Annotated in this window: 18 protein-coding genes; 11 read left to right on the top strand and 7 right to left on the bottom strand. The window is 60.8% G+C overall.

Annotated features, from left to right (window positions below; translation table 11 throughout):
• Window positions 1-53: 53 nt before the first annotated feature.
• Both AC30D7_RS13725 and AC30D7_RS13730 read left to right on the top strand, forming a co-directional pair.
• Complete coding sequence (locus AC30D7_RS13725) at window positions 54-728, top strand: YciC family protein (protein ID WP_490134416.1); 675 nt, start codon at window positions 54-56, stop codon at window positions 726-728.
• Window positions 729-803: 75 nt separating this feature from the next.
• Complete coding sequence (locus AC30D7_RS13730) at window positions 804-1,883, top strand: endonuclease/exonuclease/phosphatase family protein (protein WP_490134417.1); 1,080 nt, start codon at window positions 804-806, stop codon at window positions 1,881-1,883.
• A gap of 149 nt (window positions 1,884-2,032) precedes the next feature.
• Here AC30D7_RS13730 and hrpB read toward each other — a convergent pair whose 3' ends face one another.
• Entirely contained in the window at window positions 2,033-4,549 is a 2,517-nt protein-coding gene (hrpB, locus tag AC30D7_RS13735; RefSeq protein ID WP_490134418.1) for an ATP-dependent helicase HrpB, read from the bottom strand.
• A 97-nt stretch (window positions 4,550-4,646) separates the two neighbouring features.
• On the opposite strand from hrpB, the gene AC30D7_RS13740 reads away from it, so the two are divergent.
• Both AC30D7_RS13740 and AC30D7_RS13745 read left to right on the top strand, forming a co-directional pair.
• On the top strand, window positions 4,647-5,066 hold the full coding sequence (locus tag AC30D7_RS13740) for a hypothetical protein (protein WP_019581328.1): 420 nt from the start codon (window positions 4,647-4,649) through the stop codon (window positions 5,064-5,066).
• A gap of 29 nt (window positions 5,067-5,095) precedes the next feature.
• On the top strand, window positions 5,096-5,992 hold the full coding sequence (locus tag AC30D7_RS13745) for a cation diffusion facilitator family transporter (RefSeq protein ID WP_019581329.1): 897 nt from the start codon (window positions 5,096-5,098) through the stop codon (window positions 5,990-5,992).
• Here AC30D7_RS13745 and AC30D7_RS13750 read toward each other — a convergent pair.
• A complete protein-coding gene (locus AC30D7_RS13750; RefSeq protein ID WP_028938846.1) occupies window positions 5,986-7,128 on the bottom strand; it encodes a DUF6515 family protein in 1,143 nt (380 codons plus the stop codon). The genes AC30D7_RS13745 and AC30D7_RS13750 overlap by 7 nt on opposite strands.
• A gap of 448 nt (window positions 7,129-7,576) precedes the next feature.
• On the opposite strand from AC30D7_RS13750, the gene AC30D7_RS13755 reads away from it, so the two are divergent.
• Window positions 7,577-8,056, top strand: a complete 480-nt coding sequence (locus AC30D7_RS13755) for an Lrp/AsnC family transcriptional regulator (protein WP_007937367.1) — start codon at window positions 7,577-7,579, stop codon at window positions 8,054-8,056.
• Between the two features lie 209 nt (window positions 8,057-8,265).
• Window positions 8,266-8,475 carry a DUF2788 domain-containing protein gene (locus AC30D7_RS13760; protein ID WP_007937369.1) on the top strand — a complete coding sequence of 70 codons (210 nt, stop codon included), beginning with the start codon at window positions 8,266-8,268 and terminating at the stop codon, window positions 8,473-8,475.
• Here AC30D7_RS13760 and AC30D7_RS13765 read toward each other — a convergent pair.
• The 4 genes from AC30D7_RS13765 to AC30D7_RS13780 all read right to left on the bottom strand — a co-directional run bounded on the left by AC30D7_RS13765 (window position 8,470) and on the right by AC30D7_RS13780 (window position 14,889).
• On the bottom strand, window positions 8,470-9,105 hold the full coding sequence (locus AC30D7_RS13765; protein ID WP_490134419.1) for a pseudouridine synthase: 636 nt from the start codon (window positions 9,103-9,105) through the stop codon (window positions 8,470-8,472). The genes AC30D7_RS13760 and AC30D7_RS13765 overlap by 6 nt on opposite strands.
• Before the next feature lie 71 nt (window positions 9,106-9,176).
• The gene (gene amn, locus AC30D7_RS13770; RefSeq protein ID WP_490134420.1) at window positions 9,177-10,676 is read right to left on the bottom strand and encodes an AMP nucleosidase; all 1,500 of its coding nucleotides are present in this window, start codon (window positions 10,674-10,676) and stop codon (window positions 9,177-9,179) included.
• A gap of 109 nt (window positions 10,677-10,785) precedes the next feature.
• Complete coding sequence (locus tag AC30D7_RS13775) at window positions 10,786-12,435, bottom strand: acyl-CoA dehydrogenase family protein (protein WP_490134421.1); 1,650 nt, start codon at window positions 12,433-12,435, stop codon at window positions 10,786-10,788.
• A 75-nt stretch (window positions 12,436-12,510) separates the two neighbouring features.
• A complete protein-coding gene (locus tag AC30D7_RS13780) occupies window positions 12,511-14,889 on the bottom strand; it encodes a 7TM diverse intracellular signaling domain-containing protein (protein ID WP_490134422.1) in 2,379 nt (792 codons plus the stop codon).
• Between the two features lie 427 nt (window positions 14,890-15,316).
• On the opposite strand from AC30D7_RS13780, the gene AC30D7_RS13785 reads away from it, so the two are divergent.
• From AC30D7_RS13785 to AC30D7_RS13800, 4 genes are all read left to right on the top strand, one after another.
• Window positions 15,317-16,114 carry a hydroxymethylpyrimidine/phosphomethylpyrimidine kinase gene (locus AC30D7_RS13785; protein ID WP_019581334.1) on the top strand — a complete coding sequence of 266 codons (798 nt, stop codon included), beginning with the start codon at window positions 15,317-15,319 and terminating at the stop codon, window positions 16,112-16,114.
• 32 nt (window positions 16,115-16,146) lie between these two features.
• Window positions 16,147-16,770: a thiamine phosphate synthase gene (gene thiE, locus AC30D7_RS13790; RefSeq protein WP_490134423.1), complete on the top strand. Its 624-nt coding sequence runs from the start codon at window positions 16,147-16,149 to the stop codon at window positions 16,768-16,770.
• A 16-nt stretch (window positions 16,771-16,786) separates the two neighbouring features.
• On the top strand, window positions 16,787-18,070 hold the full coding sequence (gene hemL, locus AC30D7_RS13795) for a glutamate-1-semialdehyde 2,1-aminomutase (RefSeq protein WP_490134424.1): 1,284 nt from the start codon (window positions 16,787-16,789) through the stop codon (window positions 18,068-18,070).
• Between the two features lie 224 nt (window positions 18,071-18,294).
• Window positions 18,295-18,849 (top strand): tetratricopeptide repeat protein, encoded by a 555-nt coding sequence (locus AC30D7_RS13800; protein ID WP_490134425.1) that lies wholly within the window; start codon window positions 18,295-18,297, stop codon window positions 18,847-18,849.
• 182 nt (window positions 18,850-19,031) lie between these two features.
• Here the strand turns inward: AC30D7_RS13800 and AC30D7_RS13805 are convergent, their stop codons facing one another.
• Window positions 19,032-19,361 carry a DUF1820 family protein gene (locus tag AC30D7_RS13805; RefSeq protein ID WP_003185742.1) on the bottom strand — a complete coding sequence of 110 codons (330 nt, stop codon included), beginning with the start codon at window positions 19,359-19,361 and terminating at the stop codon, window positions 19,032-19,034.
• 134 nt (window positions 19,362-19,495) lie between these two features.
• Between AC30D7_RS13805 and miaB the strand changes: the two genes are divergently transcribed.
• Window positions 19,496-20,824, top strand: a complete 1,329-nt coding sequence (miaB, locus tag AC30D7_RS13810) for a tRNA (N6-isopentenyl adenosine(37)-C2)-methylthiotransferase MiaB (protein WP_019581336.1) — start codon at window positions 19,496-19,498, stop codon at window positions 20,822-20,824.
• The last annotated feature ends 11 nt before the right edge of the window (window positions 20,825-20,835 follow it).

Here is a 20,835-nt window from a genome sequence, read left to right on the forward strand (position 1 = left end):
AAGGGGTTGATCGGTTAAAGTGAGGCACTGCTTCCAACCTGCGATACCGACTGATGAATTCGTTCGATGTACTGCGTGACTCTCTGTATTTCTTCAAACGCAATCTGGGCCAGATCGTGCAGCTATGCCTGCCGCTGGTGATTGTCGAGGCGCTGCTGCAACAAGTGGTCGACCACTCGACCGGGCCGGACAGTTTCGCCGGCATCAGTGTGATTGTCGGCTTGCTGGTGTATCCGCTGTACACCGCCGCGCTGATCCTTTTTCTCGATGCCCGCAGCCGCGGCGAATCGCCGCGCACCCGTGACCTGTTGGCCGCCGCGGCGTCTCTTTGGCCGCGCTTCGCCGTACTGACCGCCCTCAATACATTGCTGATCCTGATCGGCCTGTCGCTGTATTTCCTGCCGGGCATCTGGCTGATGGTGACGCTGGCGTTCGGCGAGTACCTGTTGGTGTTGCGTGGTCTGGCACCACTGGCGGCGATGAAGGAAAGCCTGCGCCTTACCCGTGGGCATTTCATGCGCATTCTGGTGTGCATTCTGTGTGTAATGGGTCCGCTATGGGTACTCAAGGGCGCAACGCTGGCGGTTTATCCTGAGCCACAAAACCCGGTGATCTCGCTGCTGATCGACAGCGCTCACAGCTTCCTGCAGTTGTTCACCAGCGTGGTGCTGTTCCGCTTGTTCATGCTGATCGCCGACGCGCCCGAGAAAGCTGACGGAGCGCTCTGACCGCTCTACTCTTGGGCTTTGGCGCTGCTCTCGGTTATGCTCGGGGTCAACTTTGTAACGCTATAAGTCGAGCCCATGCCCCGTCTACTGCGCTACACCCTGCTGGGCCTGCTGATCGCCATCAGCCTGATTGGATTGCTGATCTACAGCCTGACCTGGCGCCCCGACGCCAAGGAAGCGCTGCCAGTCAGTTGCAACACCCAGGCGCCGACGCTGGTGCCCGGCCAGGCGTTGAAGGTGATGACCTGGAACGTCCAGTACCTGGCCGGCAAGCGCTATGTGTTCTGGAATGACCTGGCTGCGGGAAATGACGAACAGCCTACCCCTGAAGACATGGCCTTCAGCCTCGACGAAGTGGCGCGGGTGATTCGCGACGAGCAACCGGACATCGTACTGTTGCAGGAACTCGATGACGGCGCCAAAGCCAGCGACTACCAGAACCAGTTCAAACTGCTTCGGGATCGGCTCACCGACCTGTATCCATGCACCGCTCAGGCCTTCGACTGGAAGGCTGACTTCGTGCCTGAACCGCATATTTTCGGCAGCGTCGGCCGGCAACTGGCGACCCTGAGCCGCTACCGGATCGAACACGCCGAACGCCTGCAATTGCCGGTCGCCCCAGCCAATGTCATCAGTCGTCAATTCAAACCGAAAAACGCCTTGCTGGTCACGTACCTGCCATTGAACGACGGCGGCCAGATTGCCGTGCTCAACACCCATCTGGACCGCGCCAGTCAACTCGACGAAACCTTGCAAACCCAGGTAACCGCCGTGGCCAAGGTGCTCGACAAGTTCGAAAGCCAAGGCACGCCGTGGTTGATCGGTGGTGATTTCAATCTATTGCCACTGGGCCAGTATCAACGCCTGCCCGCCGAGCAACGCACGCCCTACTCTGCCGACAGCGCGCTGCATGTGCTGTGGGACAAATACCCGATGATCCCCACCAACAACGAAGCCAGCGGTATCGACCGGGCGCAATGGTTGACCCATTACCCGAACGATCCAGGCTTGAACGGGCCGGACCGGACCGTCGACTACCTGTTTTACAGCCCGCGCATCAAACGGGTCGAAGCACGGGTGCGGCAGGACGATACCTTGCGCATTTCCGATCATTTGCCGGTGATTGCGCGGTTTCTGTTGCCGGCCGCGCCGTAAAACACCTGTGGCGAGGGAGCTTGCTCCCGCTCGACTGCGCAGCGGTCGTAAACCGATTGACGCCACGCACCTGAAAAATGATGTGACAGATTTTGGGGCTGCTTTGCAGCCCAACGGGAGCAAGCTCCCTCGCCACAAAAATCCGTGCCTTACTTACGAGGCTTAACCCGCGCCGTCGCCTCGGCCACCAGCGGATCATCCGGCCAGTAGTGCTTCGGATACCGCCCCTTCAAATCCTTCTTCACCTCGGCATACGTACTGCGCCAAAAGTTCGCCAAATCCTGAGTCACCTGCACCGGCCGCCGCGCCGGGGATAGCAGATGCAGTTTCACCACTTGCCGGCCACCGGCAATCCGCGGGGTCTCGGCCAGGCCGAACAACTCCTGCAACCGCACCGCCAGAATCGGCGGCTGCTCGCTGTAATCCAGACGAATCGATGAACCGGACGGCACGCTCAAATGATGCGGCGCCAGCTCATCCAGCCGTTGCGGCAATGGCCACGGCAGCAGGTTGTGAACGATGCTCGACAGGTCCAGATTGGCGAAGTGACTGAGCCGCGAGACTTTGCCCAGGTACGGCATCAGCCAGTGTTCGAGGCTTTTGAGCAATGTTGCGTCGCTGACATCCGGCCATTCGCTCTCGCCTTTACCCACGAGATCCAACTGCCGCAACAACGCCACCCGCGCCTGCCACTGACGCAGCTCTGGCGTCCAGGGCAACAGCTCCAGACCTTTACGCCGCACCAGATTCACCAACGCCTGACTGCGAGCACTTTCATCGAGCCCGGTCAGCGGTTCGCGGCTGAGGATCAACTCGCCGACCTTGCGCTGACGCTCGGCCCGCAGCACACCTTCGCGCTCATCCCAATCCAGTTGATCGACGCACCGCACCTGTTCGGCCAGCACGGAGTCGAACAGCGCCGGATCAAAATCCGTCGCCAGATAAATCCGTTCTTCACGCTGGCCCTGACGACTGCCCAGATCGGCGATCACCAGCCACGGTTGTTTCATCAAACTGTCGGCTTCGGCGAACAGTGCTGCGCGACCGTTGGCCAGGCGATATTCAGCGCCACCGGCCCGCCGCTGTTGGGCGACCCGATCGGGATAAGCCAATGCCAGCAGCGCACCGAGCCAACGCGGATGTTCGGGATCGTTGACCGGCTCCGACGCTTTGCCGCGCAAATAACCGCGATACTGCCGCGCCAGTTGCCGGGCCCGTTGAACACCGCCCTGCGCACCGCGAGCGGCTCGCTCTTCACCGGATAACAGCACCAGTCGGCTGTGCAGGTCCGCGCCAGCACCACGCAAGATATCGCGCTCACCAAGCAGTGCCGCGACATCACAGGCCATGTCGGCCAGACCGAGCGCCTGGCCACGCAACAGCAAATGGGCGATCCGTGGATGGGCCGGCAGTTCGGCCATGGCCTGACCATGACGGGTCAGCGCTTCGCCCTCCAGCGCACCCAAACGCTCAAGCAGATCCTGGGCCTGTGCATAAGCCGCTGCCGGAGGCACATCGAGCCAAACCAACTGCCCCGGCGTCACGCCCCAACGACCGAGTTGCAAGGCCAGCCCGGCAAGGTCCGCCGAGAGTATTTCCGCACTGGCGTAAGCCGCCAGTTGCTCGTGCTGATCCTGCGACCACAAGCGATAACACACGCCGGGCTCCAAACGCCCGGCCCGGCCCGCGCGCTGCGTGGCACTGGCTTTGGAAATGCGTTGGGTATCCAGGCGAGTCATGCCGCTGCCGGGGTCGAAACGCGGCACGCGCGCCAACCCGGCATCGATCACCACGCGCACGCCATTGATGGTCAGGCTGGTTTCGGCGATGTTGGTGGCCAGCACCACTTTGCGCTTGCCCGCAGGCGCCGGATCAATCGCCGCCCGCTGCGCCGCCAGGTCCAGCTCGCCGTGCAGCGGGCACAGCAACACCGGCGTGCCCTCGCCCAAGGCATCGGCCAATTGTTGATGCACCCGCCGAATTTCCGCCTGCCCCGGCAGGAACACCAGCAGGCTGCCGGTTTCATCGTTCAGCGCGTCGAGGATGGTCTGCACCACCTTTGGCTCGATGAACTCACCGGGCTGAAACGGCCGGCCCCAGCGCATCGTCACCGGGTACATGCGACCTTCGCTGCGCAGGATTGGCGCGTCATCCAGCAACCCGGCCAGGCGTTCGCCTTCCAGGGTTGCCGACATCAAGAGGATTTTCAGCGGTTGATCGTCGCGGAACAGTTCCCGGCCATTCAGGCTCAGGGCCAGCGCCAGGTCGGCATCGAGGCTGCGCTCGTGGAATTCATCGAAAATCAGCAAGCCCACGCCTTCCAGCGCCGGGTCATCCTGCAGGCGCCGGGTGAGGATGCCTTCGGTGACCACTTCGATGCGGGTATTGGGGCCGACCTTGCTGTCGAGACGAATGCGATAGCCCACGGTTTCGCCGACCTTCTCCCCCAATTCACTGGCCAAGCGCTCCGCCGCCGCCCGCGCTGCCAATCGGCGCGGTTCGAGCATTAGAATGGTCTGCCCGGCCAGCCACGGCTCATCAAGCAAGGCCAACGGTACCCGGGTGGTTTTACCGGCACCGGGCGGTGCTTCGAGCACAGCTTCGTGGCGTGTAGCGAGGGCTTCACGCAGGGCGGGTAAAACTTCATCAATCGGCAAAGAAATCATGCTGGCTCCCAAACAGAGCGGCGAGTATAACGGCGTTCAGCGCGGTCCTAATTCATATCGACGATGCTTCGTTCCTAGATAACCCAGGAGATTTCAAATGCGTGCTCCCTTTCGCTTGATCGGCGGTGTATTGATCGCGTCCTTGCTGACCCAAATGACTGCCTGCGGCTCGATTTTTTACCCGGATCGTCGCGGCCAGATTGACGGCAAGATCGACCCGGCCATCGCCGCTCTGGATGCCGTGGGCCTGCTGTTCTATATCATCCCCGGCCTGATTGCCTTTGCAGTGGACTTCGCCACGGGTGCCATTTACTTCGAGCCCGGCCGGACCGCTCAGGTGGCCCCGGAAAAACTCAAGGAAGCGATCGGCGCCGACGGCAAGGTCGATAACCACAAGTTGCAGACTATTCTCGAAAGTGAACTGGGCCGCAGCTTCCCGCTGGACGATCCGCGCCTGATCCAGCACAAGGGCAGCGCCCAGCAACTGGCTATGTTCGGCCTGCAACCGGCTGCATAATTCGTGCATTTGAAGGAACCACAGCACTGATGACTACCCCTACCGACCACGCCCGCCTGCTGCGGCTGGCGACGCGCGCCTCGGTGGCGGTCGCGTGCATATTGATCATCGCCAAAGCCATCGCCTGGTGGCTGAGCGGCTCGGTGAGCATGCTCGCCGGGTTGACCGACTCGGCGCTCGACGGCGTCAGCTCGCTGCTCAATCTGATGGCCGTGCATTACGCCTTGCGCCCGGCCGATGACGATCATCGTTATGGGCACGGCAAGGCCGAATCATTGGCGGGCATGGCTCAGGCGCTGTTCATTGGTGGCAGTGCCGTGCTGATTGCCCTGCAGGCGATCGAACGGTTAAAACATCCGGAACCGATAGGCGCGGCGTGGCTCAGCATCGGGGTGATTGTGTTCTCCCTCGTCCTGACCGTGGCCCTGCTGATGTTGCAGCACCGGGTAATCAAGGCGACCGGCTCCAACGCGGTGAATGCCGACTCCTTGCATTACCGCTCGGACCTGCTGCTCAACGGCGGCATTCTCGTAGCGCTGGTGCTGGCAGGGTTTGGCTGGCAGCAAGTCGACCCGTGGTTCGGCCTGGGGATCGCTGCTTATATCCTCTGGAGCGCGATTCAAATCGCCCGGGAAAGTTTTGCAGTGCTTATGGATGAAGAGTTGCCGACCGATGTCAGTCAGCACATGCTCGAACTGGCCTGCAGCGTACCCGGCGTTCTGGGTGCCCACGACTTGCGCACACGGATTTCCGGCAACCAGTGGTTCGTGCAATTGCATCTGGAATTGCCGGGAGACTTGACCCTGTCAGTCGCCCACGGCATCAGCGATCAAGCCGCCGATGCGATTCATGCCGTCTACCCGCGAGCCGAAGTGCTGGTGCACGCCGACCCGCAGGAAGTGGTGAAGGCCGCCAGGGCTCAGTAACTCACCTGATAACCGCGACTGCTCAGGCAGTTGCCCTGAGCCTGTCGGTAAGCTTGCACCACCGACGGATCCGGTTGGTAGGTGGCGGTACGTGGATCGAAACCGCTCTGTTGCACGGCCCAGCGATAACATTCATAAGCGTCCCGGCTGACTTCCTCCGGCGACTGGCCGTTGGCCGGGTACGCCACCACGTCATAACCATTGCTCACCGGTTGCGGCTGCACGGGCGGTTCGACCACGACGTAATCTTGAGTGCTCTCCTGGTAGGCGTAATACGCGCCGGCCGCCAGGAACAGCAGCGTGCCGCCGATCCACACTTCACGGGCGTAATCGGGCAAGTAGCTGACACGAATCCCGCGAGGCGGCTGAACCACCACATAACGCGGGCCTTGCGGGCGATACCAGTAACCACCGGAATAGAAATAATCCTGGCCACGATACGGCACACGGAAGTGACGCTCCTCCGGGAAGCGGTCGATCACGTACCCAGGACGATACTGCGGACCGGGGCCCCAGCCTGTGCCGTGCCCCTCCGGGCGACCGGGCCAGCGACGGTCATCGTGACGCGGCTCCCGCCCCCCGGTCTGCCATGGCTGGTTGCGATTGTTACGCCACGGTTCGTCCTGATAGTAGCCACGCCGCGGTTCCTGGGTCTGGCGCACGGTATCGGGCCGACTCTGGATTGGCAGATTATTACTCGGTTGTTGCGGCGCTCGCTCCTGAACGTTGGAGTCGTGCAGTGTACGGTTCTGCCACTGGCCACCCTGAACGTTTGGATCGTGTAGCGGACGGTTCTGCCACTGGCCGCCCTGAACGCTGGAGTCGTGCGGCGTACGGTTCTGCCACTGACCGCCCTGATTGTTGGACTCGTGCGGCGCCCGGTTCTGCCACTGGCCGCCCTGATTCTGGTCGTGGAGTTCAAACTTGCGGCTGTTGTCGCCACGAATGATTTCGTTGTTCTGCGGGCGTGGCTGATTGCTGCCGCCACGGCCCTGGCCCTGGTCATTGCCACGATGATCAGGCCCATGTTGCCCGCCATCGGGGCCGCGGTTCTGCGGTTCATCGGCAAGCGATTGTGCAGTGACACTCACACACAGCAAACCAACACCGGCCAAACGCCAGATGCGCGATTTCATTCTTTTCCTCACGGCGGGTTAGGGCCTGTACGTAAGACTGGGAAAGCGCAGGCCGGTTCTGCAACAGGTTATCAGTCACGTAACTTTTTTATTGAGCGGCTCTTTATTAAGGGCATGCCAAATTGCGGGCAAGAAAAAAGGGAGACCCGTCGGCCTCCCTTTGAGAACTTCGTCCGTGCTCGACGCTTATGACGTCGGCTCACCTCACGCCGTCTTCTGGACAGTGTGTAGCTCGGGGGCCGACGCATCCCCGGTGGGGGTGGCGACCGCAGCTGACCTGATTGGGCGAGCCGCACTGGACTGTTTGTCCGAGCAGTGATTCTGGTGATAAGAATAGGCCTGGAGCGCCGGCAGAGGATTGCGAAGATTGCTCAAATAAACATCACTTGCGCAATTTTTAACTCAGGATAGATAATCTGTCGCAATAGTTATGACAAAGGCCTGATTGATGAGCAAACTCGACCGATACGACTTGAGCATTTTGGCGGAATTGCAGCGCGACGCACGCATCTCCAATCAGGAGCTGGCCGAACGCATCGGCCTGTCGCCTTCGCCTTGCTCGCGGCGGGTCAAGCAACTGGAAGACGACGGCTATATCTCCCGCCAGGTCGCCTTGCTGGACCGCAAGATGCTCGGCCTGAGCCTGACTGCCTACGTGTTGATCGGCATGGACCGCCATACTCCCGAGCGTTTCGAGAACTTCGAAGCCGCCATTCGCACATTACCGCAAGTGCTGGAATGCAGCCTGGTGACGGGGATGGATGCAGATTATCAGCTCAAGGTGGTGGTGCCGGACATGGATCACTATCAGAAATTGCTGCTGGGGCATCTGACCCGGATTGAAGGGGTGACGAGTGTACGGTCGAGTTTTGTGTTGAACCAGGTGCTCAACAGCACTGAACTGCCTCTAACCCATCTGCGCAGCTGAAGACGTCATCGCGGGCAAGCCCGCTCCCACAGGCCAGGCGTCGTGCCTGAACCTTAAGGCCGACACAAAATCAGTGGGAGCGAGCTCGCGATGGGGCCGGCACAGGCGACGAATGACTGCGACACACCGACGCAGGTCAATGCTCCATCAAACTGCCATCGCGTATACTCCCACCGCCCTTTTAGCCCCGCCCGCGCTGGAGATGTTCGATGGATCCTGCAGTTTTCGAAGAGTGGATGATGACTGGCCTGGTCAGCATCCTGATCATTTTCATGGGTTTCATCGTCTGGGATCTGGCAAAAAAATCCAAGGCCGGGCGCTTCGGCTCGTTCATCTTGTTCTTTGTATTGGGACTCGGCGTGGCCGCATTCGTGATCAAAAGCGTGGTCATCGGCCTGATCGAATCCGGCACGCTATAAACGCGCCGACACTTCCTTCCACTGGCCCTGATCGAGCCCTTCGATCGACCAGTCACCGATTTTGACCCGCACCAGGCGCAACGTCGGCAAGCCGACCGCCGCGGTCATGCGCCGCACCTGACGGTTGCGCCCCTCGCGAATCACCAACTCCAGCCAACTGGTGGGCACGCTTTTGCGAAAACGCACAGGCGGATTGCGCGGCCACAGCTCAGGCTCATCAAGCTGCCGCGCCTCGGCGGGCAAGGTCATACCGTCGTTCAGCTCGACGCCCTCGCGCAACCGCTGCAACTGCTCGGCGGTTGGCTCGCCTTCCACTTGCACCCAGTAAGTCTTGGCCAGTTTGTGTTTCGGGTCGGCAATCCGCGCCTGAAGCTGGCCGTCGTTGGTCAGCAGCAACAAGCCTTCGCTGTCACGGTCCAGCCGTCCTGCCGGGTAAATCCCCGGGATCTCGATAAAGTCCTTGAGCGTCGCCCGCCCTTCGCCGTCGCTGAATTGCGTCAGCACATCGAAAGGTTTGTTGAACAGAATCAGCCTCGGCTCGGCCGGTGGCGCTTTGGCGACACGGCGTGGGGCGGCAGGAGATGGCTTCGCACCAGGACGGCGGGAAACAGGACGTGAAGGACGGGACATGGCAAGAAGAACATCTAACGGTCAGGGCTGCTAATGCTAGTGCCCTGACCGCCAAATGACCATGAGAACAATCAGCGGAACGGCGGCTCGTCGAAGCTGCGCAGCTTGCGCGAGTGCAACGAGTTGAGCTCGGTGCGCAGCAAATCCACCGCCTCGATACCGATCTTCAGGTGCTGGCTGACCGCGCGCTCATAGAACGCGTTGGCCGACCCCGGCAGTTTGATTTCGCTGTGCAGCGGTTTATCCGACACACAGAGCAACGTGCCATAGGGCACCCGCAAGCGATAACCCTGGGCCGCAATCGTACCGCTTTCCATGTCCACCGCCACGGCGCGGGACAGGTTGATCAGCGGACGTTCCTGCGCCCAGCGCAGTTCCCAGTTACGGTCGTCGTAGGTCAACACGGTGCCGGTACGCAGGCGTTTCTTCAGTTCGTCGCCCTTCTCACCGGTGATGTTGGCCGCTGCTTGCTGCAACGCCAACTGCACTTCGGCCAGGGCCGGAATCGGAATGTTCGGCGGCACCACCCGGTCGAGAATCCCATCGCGGCGCATGTAAGCGTGGGCCAGCACGTAATCGCCAATGGTCTGCGACTGACGCAAGCCGCCGCAGTGGCCGATCATCAGCCAGCAGTGCGGCCGCAACACGGCCAAATGATCGGTGATGTTCTTGGCGTTGGACGGGCCGACGCCGATGTTCACCAGGGTTACGCCATGGCCGTCGCTGGCGATCAGGTGATAGGCCGGCATCTGGTAACGATGCCAGACCACGCCCGCCGCAATCGCCGAGGCTTCGCCATGGTCCATGGACTTTTCAATGATCACGTTGCCCGGCAACACCATGCGCACAAAACGCGGGTCTTTGCGCAGTTGCTCCAGGCCATGAACGATGAACTGGTCGACGTAACGGTGGTAGTTGGTCAGCAGAATCCACGGCTGCACATGCCGCCAGTCGCTGCCGGTGTAGTGCACCAGGCGCCGCAGGGAGAAGTCCACCCGCGCGGCATCGAACAGGGCCAGTGGCAGCGGGTCGGTGTTTTCCCAATCGTACAAGCCATCGGCGATGCCATCGGTGGCGGCCGACAGATCCGTACTCGGGAACACCCGCGCCAGTACCGCCGCCGTAACGCCAGAGCCGGCCAGTTCATCGCCCTGCTCGACCACGTAGGGATAAGGAATGTTTTGCTGGCTGACACCGACTTCCACAGTCACGGTGAAGTCGTGCATCAACGGAACGAGTTGTTCCAGCAGGTATTTGCGAAAGGCTGCCGGATGAGTGACGGTGACGCTGTAGGTCCCCGGCAATTGAACCTTGGCATAAGCGCGAGTGGTCTGTGGGACTTCGCCCTGGCAAAGGTAGGTCAGACGCAACTCGGGGTAACGGAACAGGGCACGCTGTTCAGCGTCCGGCTCGACGCGATCCTTGAGATAACGCTTGAGCGCCTGATTCAGCGCTGTGGTTGCACGCTCGTGCAAGACAGCAAGCCGGTCCACGGCTTGCTCGGCGGTTTGAACGACAATAAACGCTTCGGTCACGATCAGCCTCCTGTGTTCTGACTTGCAGACCTTCATCTTGCCTGCATCGTCGCTTCACGGGAACAGTGGCGTGTTGGCTATACATCAAGATGTGCTGCGCAGACAGCCCGCTCCCACAGGTTTTGTGGTGTTTATTCGATTGTGGTCAAAAGCCCTGCGGGGTCGACCGAGCCACAATCGCTTCCACATCCAGCCCACGTGGCAACGTTCCATACACCCGACCGGCCGAACCGAGGCGGCTGGCGATAAACGCATCACTGACCGCCGCATTGCCCGCCTCCAGCAACAGCCTGGCCTGAAGCCCCAAGGCGATGTCTTCGGTGAGCTGGCGGGCGCGGTATTGAATGTCGTCGGTGTCCTTGAACGCCTTTTGCAACTGGCCGATGTGTGTGGCCAGGCGTTTGTCGCCATGGCCATCGCCCAACTCGTTGAACAGCACATCGAGCACACCCGGTTCTTTCGACAACGCGCGCAACACGTCGAGGCATTGCACGTTGCCGGAACCTTCCCACGTCGAGTTGACCGGCGCCTCACGGTACAGCCGCGGCAAGATGCTTTCTTCGACATAACCGGCGCCGCCCATGCATTCGGCCGCTTCGTTGATCATCGCGGGCGCGCGTTTGCAGATCCAGTACTTGCCTACCGCCGTCACCAATCGGGCGAACTTCGCTTCGTGCTCGTTATCCAGATGATCCAGAGCCCGGCCCATGCGCAGGCTCAACGCCAGGGCGGCTTCGCTTTCCAGGGCCAGGTCGGCCAGCACGTTTTGCATCAAGGGTTGTTCGCGAAGCAACTTGCCACCGACCTTGCGGTGGGCGCAGTGATGGCTGGCTTGGGTCAGGGCTTGGCGCATCAGCGCGCTGGAGCCGACCATGCAATCGAAACGGGTCATGGCAACCATTTCGATGATGGTCGGAACGCCCCGACCCTCTTCGCCGACCATCCAGGCCAGGGCGCCACGGAACTCCACCTCGCTGGAGGCATTGGACCAGTTGCCGAGTTTGTTCTTCAGCCGCTGTATGTAGAACTGATTGCGGGTGTCATCCGGGCGATGACGTGGCAGCAGGAAACAGGTCAAGCCTTTGTCGGTCTGGGCCAGGGTCAGGAAGGCGTCGCACATCGGCGCCGAACAGAACCACTTGTGGCCCACCAGCTCATACGCCTGGCCGGGGCCACTGGCGCCGACCGGATACGCCTTGGTGGTGTTGGCCCGCACATCGGTGCCGCCCTGTTTCTCGGTCATGGCCATGCCGATGGTGACTCCGGCCTTGTGGGCTATGCCGACATTGCGCGGGTCGTATTCGGTGGCGAGGATTTTCGGCAGCCATTGTTTGGCCAGATCCGCTTGCAGGCGCATCGCCGGGACGCTGGCGAAGGTCATGGTCAACGGACAACCGCTACCGGCCTCAGCCTGACTGTGTAAATACGTCATGGACGCGCGGGCAACGTGGGCGCCCGGTTGCGGATCGGTCCAGGGCAACCCTGTCAGGCCATGCTCCACCGCCGTGCGCATCAACTGGTGATAAGCCGGATGAAATTCCACCAGGTCGATGCGATGGCCGTAACGGTCATGGCTGACGAACACCGGTTTGTTTTGATTGGCCGCAAACCCGGCCTCCATCAGCGGCCCGCCGGCCAATGCGCCGTAAGCGTCGATCCGCGACTCGGCCCAACCGGCATCGAACCGTCGCGACCATTCCTGCAAAGGCAGGTCGATGCGATAGAGGTTGGTGCCGTCCAACGACGGTGGCTGGTTGGTGACTTCGTGGGTTTCGGCGAACTGATGCAGGTTCATGACGGGGCTCCTTTGGTCAGCCAAGGGACTTTCAGTTAAGCACCGCCCCGAGGCTGAACAAAGTGGCATATCTGCCTAACTGTCGGCGCTTTCGCCATGGCCCGAACAGAGCACCCGTCGATACAGCGCTGCCTGCAAGTCCTCGAATTTAACTGGCTTGTTCAGGTAGTCGACCAAGGTATCGCTTGGACGGTGCACCCGCTCCGCGCTCAGGGCAATCATGAACACAGGCAAGTCAGAACAACCCGGCAACGCGCGGATCCGATAGCAGATGGAGGCACCCTCCTCTGGCGGCAACTGGCAATCGAGCAGCACCGCGTCAACGGCTTCACACTGCAATTGATCGAGCGCAGCAGTGCCACTGTCAGCGGTGCGTACCCGGAACCCAAGCTTGAGCAACATGCCGCGCATCACCAATTGATTGATGCTGTTGTCATCGACCAGCAATACCGTGCACTCCTGCGGCAAGCGCAGGCCTGTGGTCTGCCGGGTGATCGAGGGAGCAGGCTCCACCACCGCCAGCTCGAACTCGACATCCAGCTGGAAGCGGCTTCCACGGCCTGGTTCGGAACGGTGGCTCAGGCGGCCCCCGAGCAATTCAACCAACTGCCGACAGATCGCCAGGCCAACGCCCAGACCGCCATACTCACGTGTCATCGAACCGTCGAGCTGGAAGAACCGCTGGTACAGCGTCGCCTCTCCCAAATCGGTAAAACCGATGCCGGTGTCGATCACTGCGAAAGACAGCGCCAGCCGACCCGGTTCCGCCGGTTTACCCGTCACCCGCAGCGCCAGCCCGCCGACGCGGGTGAATTTGATGGCGTTGTCCAACAGGCATTCCAGGCATTGCGCCAGCTTGCCGCTGTCGCCGAACAAACGATCCGGTAACCCGGGCGCCACCTCGACCTTGAAGTCCAGCGACTTGCCCGACGCATTGCCATCGAACTGCCCGCGCAAGGACTCGACAATACCGCGCAAGCTGAACGTGTCCGGATAGACCTTGAGCTTGCCGGCCTGCAACTCGGTCAAGGTGAGGATGCTATTGACCATGCGCATCATGTCCCGCGCCGAACCTGCGGCCGTTTGCTGATACTGCTCCAGCTCAGGGTTCATCTCGACGGTGTGCATCAGCTCCAGCGACCCGATCACACCGTTCATGGGCGTGCGCAGTTCATGGGTCAGGGTGGCGAGGAATTCGTCTTTGAGCCTGTTGCTGTGAGCCAGTTGCTGGTTCAGTACTTCGAGTTTCTGACCGGCATCGAACAACGTCTGCGCCTGTTGTTCGCGCATGGCGTTGATGCGATCAGCCAGGGCCAGGGACAGCAGCGCCACTTCGATCGCCGAGCCGATCTGGCTGGCGTACATGGTGAGGAACACGTTGGGCAAATAACCCAGCACCATCATCGTGTTGACGACACCACCGAGCAAAAATGCTGACCAGGCAATGATGAAGTAACGCGCCACCCTCAAGCCACGCCACCAGGCGAAAACCCCGGCAGCGAAAATCACCACGGTAAAGACCAGCGCCAACGCCGTCGCCAGACGCAGGGCCAGGGCGTAACTGGTCATCAAAGATAACCCGACCACCAGCGCACTGAACGCGATCAGCGCCAATAGCACACGGTCCAGCCAGCGGCTGTGGGTGGCCGTCCGCAGGAAGCTGCGGGCAAACTGGCTGCCGAACAACCCCGAACAGCCGATGAAGAACGGCGTGGCGGCGTTGGCCCACCACGGATTGTTCGGCCAGAAATACTCCACGGCCGCGCCGTTCACCGACAGCTGATACAAGCCGAACGAGGCGATGTAAAAGATGTAATAGAGGTAACTGGTATCGCGCACGCTGAGAAAGATGAACAGGTTGTAGACCAGCATCCCCAGCAACACGCCGTAGATCAGCCCCAGCACGTAGAGCCGCACCGGCTGTTCTTCAAGGTAAGCAGTGCTCGACCACAAGGTGACGGGCGCCTGAATCGAGCCTTCGCTTTGCAGACGCAGGTACACGGTTTGCGCCTGCCCGGGCGCAAAGTTCAGATCGAACAGATAGTTGTTCTGACGAATCTCTCGAGTGGCGAACGGCAGTGCATCGCCCGTCTGTCGGGCCAATTGATAGTCACCGCCAGCATCGGGCAAGTACAAATCAAGGTGATCGAGGGGCGGATAGGCCAGTTCCAGCAGCCAGGTCCGTCGCGCCGAAGGATTGGTCGGACGGTATTGCAAGTCGATTTTCAGCCAGAACGCCGAACGCGAATAGCCGGCATTGAGGGTGGCTTTATCGTGGAGTTTGAAGTGCCCGGCCGCGGCTTGCGCACGGACATCGGCAATGGTCGCCTGACCACCCGCGTCTTCATAAACCTGCATCGTTTGGCCCAAGGGAAGGCTCTGGGTGAACTCGTCGAATTCGACGGCGCTCGCCAGGAGGGGCAAGCACAACAGCAACATCAGCAAATAGCGCATTTAAGCCCCAGCGTGGCCTGTCCGGTTCTGTCAGGAAGCCCCCCATTCCTTTTGAGTAGACGTAAAACCGGTATTACCTGTTATTGGTTTGGATCCACTCTAGCATAGCCGTTGCTGGCCATTGAACACCATTGAATTTTTTCCTACAAAGGCTCTAGAACGGGCGTTCCAGCGCCACGCATTGAGTTAGAGCGGTTGGCTTGATCAGGCCGCGACATTGTCCCGCCGAGTAGTGAACAACTGTGGCGAGGGGGCTTGCCCCCGTTGGACTGCGTAGCGGCCCCTTTACCTTCTGTCTGGAACACCGCGTCGGCAGGTTTACGACCGCTTCGCAGCCGAACGGGAGCAAGCTCCCTCGCCACAATGTATCGGCCGGACTGGACGTCGCAACACCCGAAAAACATGTTTGGTGGTAAGCTCGCGCACCATGAATATCTACAGCTCTCGCCCCGTTGTCCTCTGTCTCTCCGGCCACGACCCAAGTGGTGGCGCCGGCTTGCAGGCAGATATCGAAGCCCTGCTCGCCCAGGGTTGCCATGCGGCTCCGGCCGTCACCGCCCTGACCGTGCAAGACACAGTCAACGTCACTGACTTCCGCGTACTCGATCGTGAGTGGGTGCTGGCCCAGGCCAATGCCGTGCTCAACGACTCCGAAGTCGCCGCCGTCAAACTGGGCATGCTCGGTTCCCTGGAAATGGTCGACACCGTGGTCGAACTGCTTTCAGCGCACCCGCATTTGCCAGTGGTCTGCGACCCGGTGCTGCGTGCCGGCGGTGGCGGACGACTGGGCAAGGACGAAGTCGGCTACGCCATGCGCGAACGCTTGCTGCCGTTGTCGATCATCGCCACCCCTAACCTTCCCGAAGCCCGCATCCTCGCCGAACTGCCCGAAGGCACCGCCGACGAGTGCGCGGAAAAACTCCTGCCATTCGTCAAACACCTGCTGATCACCGGCGGCCATGGCGACGAACACGAAATCCACAATCGCCTGTACAGCCGCGACGGTCGCCGCGAAACCTTTACCTGCCAGCGCCTGCCCGGCAGTTATCACGGTTCCGGTTGCACGCTGGCCAGCGCCCTCGCCGGTCGCCTGGCCCAGGGTGAACACCTCGCCAGTGCCGTACAGAGCGCGCTTGACTACACTTGGCGCACCCTGCGAGATGCGGAACAGCTGGGCAAAGGCCAGTTCGTGCCCCGCCGCCTGCCGCTGGATTTCTGTTCGTAACTTTCGATGCGTAAAGCGCAGAGGCTTGTCCGATGAAACTACGTGGCCTGTACGCCATTACCGACAGCCAGCTACTGGCCGGTAAATTTCTTTCGTACGTGGAGGCGGCGCTCGAAGGCGGCGTCACCCTGCTGCAATACCGCGACAAAAGCAGCGACGAGGCCCGCCGCCTGCGCGAGGCCGAAGCCCTGCGCGATCTGTGCGATCGCTACAAGACCCAGCTGATCATCAACGACGACGCCGAACTGGCCGCGCGACTGAATGTCGGCGTGCACCTGGGCCAGACTGATGGCCCACTGATGCCGGTGCGAGCACTGCTCGGGCGTCAGGCGATCATCGGCTCGACCTGCCACGCGCAACTCGAACTCGCCGAACAAGCCGCCAAAGAAGGCGCCAGTTACGTCGCCTTCGGCCGATTCTTCAATTCCAACACCAAGCCTGGCGCCCCGACATGCAGCCTCGACTTGCTTGATCAGGCCCGCAGCAAACTGCACCTGCCGATCTGTGCGATCGGCGGCATCACCCTGGACAACGCCACCCCGCTGGTGGCCCACGGGGTCGATCTGCTGGCGGTGGTGCATGGCCTGTTCGGCGCCGAGAGCACGGCTGAAGTGACGCGTCGCGCCCGCGCCTTTAACGAATTGTTCAAATCCTGATTTTGAGAGCCAAATAATGTCTCGTTCCGAAACCCTGTTTGCCAATGCCCAGAAACACATCCCCGGAGGCGTGAACTCGCCTGTTCGTGCGTTCAAGAGCGTTGGCGGCACGCCGTTGTTCTTCAAACACGCCGAAGGCGCCTACGTCACCGACGAAGACGACAAGCGCTATGTGGATTACGTCGGCTCCTGGGGGCCGATGATTCTTGGCCACAGCCATCCGGACGTGCTGGACGCGGTGCGCAAACAGCTTGAGCACGGATTGTCCTACGGCGCCCCGACCGCGATGGAAACCGAGATGGCCGATCTGGTCTGCTCGATCGTGCCATCGATGGAAATGGTGCGCATGGTCAGCTCCGGCACCGAAGCGACCATGAGCGCGATCCGTCTGGCCCGTGGTTTCACCGGTCGCGACAGCATCATCAAATTCGAAGGCTGTTACCACGGTCACTCCGACAGCCTGCTGGTCAAGGCCGGTTCCGGCGCCCTGACCCAAGGCGTACCTAGCTCGGCCGGTGTACCGGCGGCGTTCGCCAAGCACACCCTGACCCTGCCGTTCAACGACATCGACGCGGTCGAAACCATGCTCGCCGAAGTCGGCCAGGACGTGGCGTGCATCATCGTCGAACCGGTGGCCGGCAACATGAACTGCGTACCGCCGGCACCGAGCTTCCTCGAAGGCCTGCGGACCCTGTGCGACAAGCACGGCGTGGTGCTGATTTTCGACGAAGTGATGACCGGTTTCCGTGTCGCCCTCGGCGGCGCCCAAGCCTATTACGGCGTAACGCCGGACCTGAGCACCTTCGGCAAGATCATCGGTGGCGGCATGCCGGTGGGCTGCTTCGGCGGCAAACGCAAAATCATGGAACACATCGCGCCACTGGGCCCGGTCTACCAGGCCGGTACGTTGTCGGGTAACCCGCTGGCGATGGCGGCTGGCCTGACCACGCTACGCCTGATCAGTCGTCCGGGTTTCCACGCCGAACTGAGCGACTACACCAGTCGCCTGCTCGATGGCCTGCAACAGCGCGCCGATGCCGCCGGCATTCCGTTCGTGACCACTCAGGCCGGTGGCATGTTCGGTCTGTACTTCAGCGGTGCCGACGATATCGTCACCTTCGATGACGTGATGGCCAGCGATGCAAACCTGTTCGGACGCTTCTTCCACCTGATGCTCGAAGGTGGTGTGTACTTGGCGCCGAGCGCCTTCGAAGCTGGCTTCACCTCGATCGCCCATGGCGAAACCGAGTTGAAACTGACGCTGGATGCTGCCGAGCGTGCCTTCGCCGCCCTGAAGTAAATCTGCGACGCTGACGTTGGCGATTGCCAGCGTCAGCTTTTACCTACATCCGCACCCTTTTTCCTACTCAGCTGCCAATAATCCCCCGCAAAGTGGGTGATATAGTCCCCGCGCAGCAGAAAAACGAGTAAAGACTTTGTAAGGTTGGCCCTGCTTATTTCATAATGCGCGCTTATTGGATCCCTCGACGGGTCCGCGCGCCCCTCAGAGGTAAGTCGATTCCCATGAACCGCACCGGCCGCACCCTTGCATTGGGCTGCCTGTTGCTCCTTCAGCCCCTGCTCGCGTTCGCACAAGCAGGCGGCAACTCGTTGTTGATCCCGGCGATGGGTCGCTGCACCCTCAATACTCAGCCGCAAGACCTGACGCAAGCGCTCGCCGCCTGCCAGAAAGCGTCGGATGAAGGGGATGCGCAAGCGCAATACGAGTTGGGTGAGTTCTACTACGAAGGCAAGAACGTGCCGCGCGACCTCAATAAAGCCCTGAGCTACTTCGAAAAGGCCTCGCTGCAAGGTCATGCCCAGGCGCAATTCAAACTCGGCACCATGTTCTTCCATGGCGAAGGTGTACCGGCCAATAACATTCAGGCGTATATCGTGCTGAAAATGGCTGCGGTCAACGGCGCCGAAGACGCGCTGGACACCGCCGACGAAGTCGCCGAAAAAATGCCCCGCGAAGACCTGGAAGTTGCTACCCAGGTGCTGGGGCAAATTTTCCGTAAATACCTGATGGAATTGCAGAGCGCCGACGGGCGTACGCCGTTTTCGCCACTTCCCTGAATTGAACACGCCCCCCTGTGGCGAGGGAGCTTGCTCCCGCTCGGCTGCGCAGCAGTCGTAAAACCCAAGAACGCGGTGTGCCAGACTTATCGTGATTGCAGATCTCGGGGCCGCTTCGCGCCCCGGCGGGAGCAAGCTCCCTCGCCACAAAAAGCCATTCTCACCTTAGAAAAACCTGCTGCTTACTTCTCAGGCATCGGCATCGGAAACGGCATGACATTGCCGACCGCGCCGCGGGCTTCACTGATTTTCGGCGTGCCAAGGCGTTCGACCTCGTCGATGCGCACGATCGAATGCATCGGCACAAAACTGCGCACAACACCTTCGAACTGAGCCTTGAGCTTTTCTTCGCTCGGATCGACGACCACTTGTGTGCGCTCGCCAAAGACGAACTCTTCCACTTCCAGAAAGCCCCACAGATCACTTTGATAGATCTGCTTGGCGTACATTTCGAACACCTGGCCCTGATTGAGGAAAATCACCTTGTAGATTGGAGCTTCACGTTTGGTCATGGTGGGCGGGTAACACATCGGGGATAAAAATGAGGGCGCGAACTATAGCATAGCCACCAGACGCGCAGCGGTAGGAACCTTGGGACATGTTCCCTATAATGCGCGGTTCTTTGAATCACGTGATGAATCTTTCCATGGCCAAGAAGCTTTACATCGAAACCCACGGTTGCCAGATGAACGAGTACGACAGCTCGCGCATGGTCGATCTGTTGGGTGAACATCAGGCCCTGGAAGTCACCGCCCGCGCTGAAGACGCCGATGTGATCCTGCTCAACACCTGCTCGATCCGCGAACGCGCCCAGGACCGGGTGTATTCCCAGCTCGGCCGCTGGCGCGAACTGAAACTGGCCAATCCGGAAATGGTCATCGCCGTCGGCGGTTGCGTGGCCAGTCAGGAAGGCGCGGCCATCCGTGATCGCGCTCCGTATGTCGACGTGGTGTTCGGCCCGCAGACCCTGCACCGCCTGCCGGAAATGATCGACGCCGCGCGCGCTACCAAACTGCCGCAAGTCGACGTCTCGTTCCCGGAAATCGAAAAATTCGACCACTTGCCCGAACCGCGCATCGACGGGCCAAGCGCTTACGTGTCGGTCATGGAAGGCTGCAGCAAGTACTGCACCTTCTGCGTGGTGCCTTATACCCGCGGCGAAGAAGTCAGTCGGCCGTTCGACGACGTGATTGCCGAGATCATCCACCTGGCCGAAAACGGCGTTCGCGAAGTGACCCTGCTGGGGCAGAACGTCAACGGCTATCGCGGGACCACTCACGATGGTCGCCTGGCCGACCTGGCGGAATTGATCCGGGTGGTCGCAGCTGTCGATGGCATCGACCGGATTCGCTACACCACCTCGCACCCGCTGGAGTTCTCCGACAGCCTGATCCAGGCCCACGCCGACGTGCCGGAACTGGTGAAACACCTGCACTTGCCGGTGCAATCAGGCTCCGACCGGATCCTCGCGGCGATGAAGCGCAACCACACCGCGCTGGAGTACAAGTCCAAACTGCGCAAACTGCGGGCCGCCGTGCCGGGGATCTGCATCAGTTCGGACTTCATCGTCGGTTTCCCGGGTGAGACCGAAAAAGACTTTGAACAGACCATGAAGCTGATCGAAGACGTCGGTTTCGACTTCTCCTACTCGTTCGTCTACAGCCAGCGCCCGGGCACCCCGGCCGCCGACCTGGCCGACGAAACGCCGGAAGAACTGAAAAAAGAACGCCTGAACGCCCTGCAACATCGCCTGAACCAGCAAGGGTTCGAGATCAGCCGACAAATGGTAGGCTCCGTTCAGCGGATTCTGGTCACCGATTATTCGAAGAAAGACCCCGGAGAACTGCAGGGTCGCACCGAGAATAACCGTATCGTCAACTTCCGCTGCGACAATCCGACCTTGATCGGCCAGTTCGCCGACGTGCATATCGACGCCGCGCAACCTCACTCGCTACGGGGTTCGTTGATCCAATAACACCGCATAAC

This window comes from Pseudomonas sp. DF5, from assembly GCF_058148225.1.